Raw genomic sequence first — 3041 nt, 5'->3', positions numbered from 1 at the left:
GCTTTTCGGAGGCGATTGCAGAACCGCCGCAGCCTCCTGGCGCAAAGCTTAAAATCGCGGTCTGGCGGCAGCTCGTCCGGGACAGACTTCCCGCCAAGCACATGGACCTCGTCGCGATGCTGAAGGCCGAGCACGGGATGGGCACCGGGTACGCCGGCGCTATCGTGGCGCATGTCCTGACGACCCGGACGCCGAGACGCGGGCTAAGACCGTTCGTCGATCGCGGCGGCGATCAGCCGCCGAACAGGCCGAGCACGGTCCGCCGCAGGGGATTGGCCGGATCGGAGAGCAGGCGCAGGGCCATCAGGCACGCGATCGTCACGAGAAGCGGGCGGATCAAACGGGCCCCCATCCGGATCGCGAGCCGGGAGCCGATCTGCGCGCCGAGGAAGGCGCCCACCGCCATCGTCAGGCCGATCGTCCAGACCACGTGGCCGCCGATCGCGAAGAGGGCGAGGCTGCCGAGGTTGCTCGCGGCGTTGGCGAGCTTGGTATGGGCGGTGCCCTTCACGACGCCGAGGCCCAGCAGGGTCACGAAACCGATCATGTAGAACGCACCGGCACCGGGACCGAACACGCCGTCGTAGAAACCGACCGCCGGGGCCCATGTCAGGGCGAACCAGTTCGGCGTCATCCGCGCGGTCGCGTCGTCGCTGCTCATGCGCTTGGCGGTGGCGAAGTAGATGGCGATGGCGACCAGCAGGATCGGCACCGCGGCGTCGAGCACGGCGCGCGGCAGCAGGCTGACGCAGAGCGCGCCCGCGATCGAAGCGCAGCCGGCGCTCACCGCGATCTTCCAGGCATCCGGCCAGTGGATCAGGCGGCGCCGGGCGAAGGCGAGGGTGGAGGAGATCGCCCCCGCACTGCCCTGAAGCTTGTTCGTCGCGATCGCCGAGACGGGATCGAGCCCCGCGAGCAGCAGGGCCGGCACGGTGAGCAGGCCGCCGCCACCCGCGATCGCATCGACACAGCCAGCCGCCACGGCCATCGCGAAGAGACCCGCGATCAGGCCGATATCCACCCCGAAGATCATACCGTCCTCACGTCATGGTCCAGTGAAGACCGACTGGAGGCGGGATGGAGGATGGGGTGGGCGCCGGAACGGCGCCTCAGTTGCGGACGACGACCCGGGTGCCGACCTTGGCGCGATCGTAGAGGTCGACCACGTCCTTGTTCGTCATGCGGATGCAGCCCGAGGAGACGGCAGCGCCCATGGTCTCGGGCTCGTTCGAACCGTGGATGCGGTAGAGCGACGAACCGAGGTAGAGGGCGCGGGCGCCGAGGGGGTTGTCCTGGCCGCCGGCCATGAAGCGCGGCAGATCGGGCCGGCGCGCCAGCATCTGCGACGGCGGGCGCCAATCCGGCCATTCCTTCTTCATGGTCACGCGCTTCTCGCCGGACCAGGAGAAGCCCTGGCGGCCGACGCCGACGCCGTAACGCACGGCCTGACCGCCGCCGAGCACGTAGTAGAGGCGGCGCTGGCTCGTCGAGACCACGATGGTGCCGGGCTTCTCGGCGCCCTTCCAGGCGACGGTCTCGCGCGGGATCGCCTGCTCCTTGAAGATGTTCATGAAGTCGGCGATCGGCCCGCTGTCGAACGGGTTTCCGGCGAAGGCCGGGCCGGTCGATACGGTGAGGGCCGCCGCCAGGGCGGCTGCGGCGAGAACGCGGCGCGTCTGCATAGTCTGTCCTCCAGCCAAAACAGGCTTCGGGGGCCATTCTGGCCACGGAAGCCATCAGGCTCATGGTCGGGGGCAGGAGCCTTGACGCTGCGTGGGAGAGCGGTCAACCGAGCCTGCCACGTTCACGCGCGTCTGTGTGATCCCCGCAACGCCGTCCGATCCAGCCACCGAAGGGGCCCTCGGAAGGCCTGACACAATGCCGCAGGAACTTGCGGTGTCGCCGCCGCGGCCCCAGAGTCCGTGACGTGAGAAGCTTGGCCCCCCACTTCGCGATGCGTGTCGACCTGGTTGGTCGCGTCGGCGCATCGTGGCCCGGACACGGTGCCCACGTCGCCGTACGGACCGTGGTCACGGCCGGTTATGGGCTGCTGGCCCTGCTGTTCCTGGTCTGCGCCTTGCTGCCCCTGCTTCACGTTGCCGGGGATGTGCCCCGCGGCTTCGAAGTCCGCCCCGTGCTCGCGCATTCGTCGGGACTTCCCGCTTCGGATGCCGGCGCCCGCATCGCGAGCACGCTCCTGGATCTCGACGAAGCCTGCGAGGAAGCCGTCCAGCCCCGCGTCGGCGCTCTGCCGGTCTCACGGCTGCCACGCCCCGCCTCGCCGCGCTCGACCGGCATACTCAAGGCTGCCGCCGCCATCCCCCTCGACCGCCCGCCGAGACTGCACCCGGCCGGCTGAGTGCCCGGCGCGCCGCCGATGCTGCGTAGCTCCGGACTGCCGGGTGCAACCGGTGTCGTTGGATTGCCAAGATTGTCCGGCATCCAGGGCGTCTCCGTCAGCGATCTCGACCCGGTCGATGGCGGGCCCTCCGAACCGGGGATGGCCTCTCCCCCCTCGAACACGGCTCCCGCAGCGTCGGCGCTGGCGTGATGTCGGCCGTGGCCAGCCGCTTGTTAGGGAGCGGATCCGATGACGGATCCCGGCTCCCTGGACCCTGAACACGGTGATGCCGGCTCGCCCCGCGAGCGTCATCGAACCGCCATTTCGCAGGAGCGAAGCAATCGTGACGTCTCTCACCACCCGCCTGTTCCGGGCCCGGCCGGCTTCCCTCGCCGCCGGCTTCGTGCTGGTCGCCCTCTCGGCATGCAACCAGAAGCAACAGGCGGCCGCACCCGTACCCGGTCCGGCACCCGAAGTCGGCATCGTGACCGTCCGCGAGCAACCGATCCCCTATGTGCGGGACCTCCCGGGGCGGGTCGCCCCTCTGCGCATCGCGGAGGTGCGCTCGCGGGTGTCCGGCCTCGTGGTCAAGCGGACCTTCGAGCAGGGCAGCCTCGTGAAGGAAGGCGACGTCCTCTACAAGATCGATCCGGCCCCCTTCGAGGTCGAACTCCTGAGCGCGGAGGCGGCGCTGGCGCGC

3 protein-coding genes and 2 pseudogenes are annotated in these 3041 nt (G+C 69.8%); 3 read left to right on the top strand and 2 right to left on the bottom strand.

The genetic code is table 11. The features are described 5' to 3' along the window. Window positions 1-14: 14 nt before the first annotated feature. A pseudogene (locus MFF30_RS25220) lies at window positions 15-164 on the top strand (DUF4287 domain-containing protein); the annotation flags it as partial. 68 nt (window positions 165-232) lie between these two features. Here the strand turns inward: MFF30_RS25220 and MFF30_RS25215 are convergent. Both MFF30_RS25215 and MFF30_RS25210 read right to left on the bottom strand, forming a co-directional pair. Beyond that, on the bottom strand, window positions 233-1033 hold the full coding sequence (locus MFF30_RS25215) for a TSUP family transporter (protein WP_238282969.1): 801 nt from the start codon (window positions 1031-1033) through the stop codon (window positions 233-235). A 76-nt stretch (window positions 1034-1109) separates the two neighbouring features. Continuing rightward, window positions 1110-1682, bottom strand: a complete 573-nt coding sequence (locus tag MFF30_RS25210) for a L,D-transpeptidase (RefSeq protein WP_238282968.1) — start codon at window positions 1680-1682, stop codon at window positions 1110-1112. 254 nt (window positions 1683-1936) lie between these two features. On the opposite strand from MFF30_RS25210, the gene MFF30_RS25205 reads away from it, so the two are divergent. Next, window positions 1937-2359, top strand: a complete 423-nt coding sequence (locus MFF30_RS25205; protein WP_238282967.1) for a hypothetical protein — start codon at window positions 1937-1939, stop codon at window positions 2357-2359. A 325-nt stretch (window positions 2360-2684) separates the two neighbouring features. Then, window positions 2685-3041: pseudogene (locus MFF30_RS25200) on the top strand (biotin/lipoyl-binding protein); the annotation flags it as partial.

This window comes from Methylobacterium goesingense (assembly GCF_022179225.1).
In the GTDB taxonomy this organism is placed as follows: Bacteria; Pseudomonadota; Alphaproteobacteria; order Rhizobiales; family Beijerinckiaceae; genus Methylobacterium; species Methylobacterium goesingense.
Note: the sequence above shows the minus strand (reverse complement) of the source record. Positions and strands in the feature narration are given on the sequence as shown.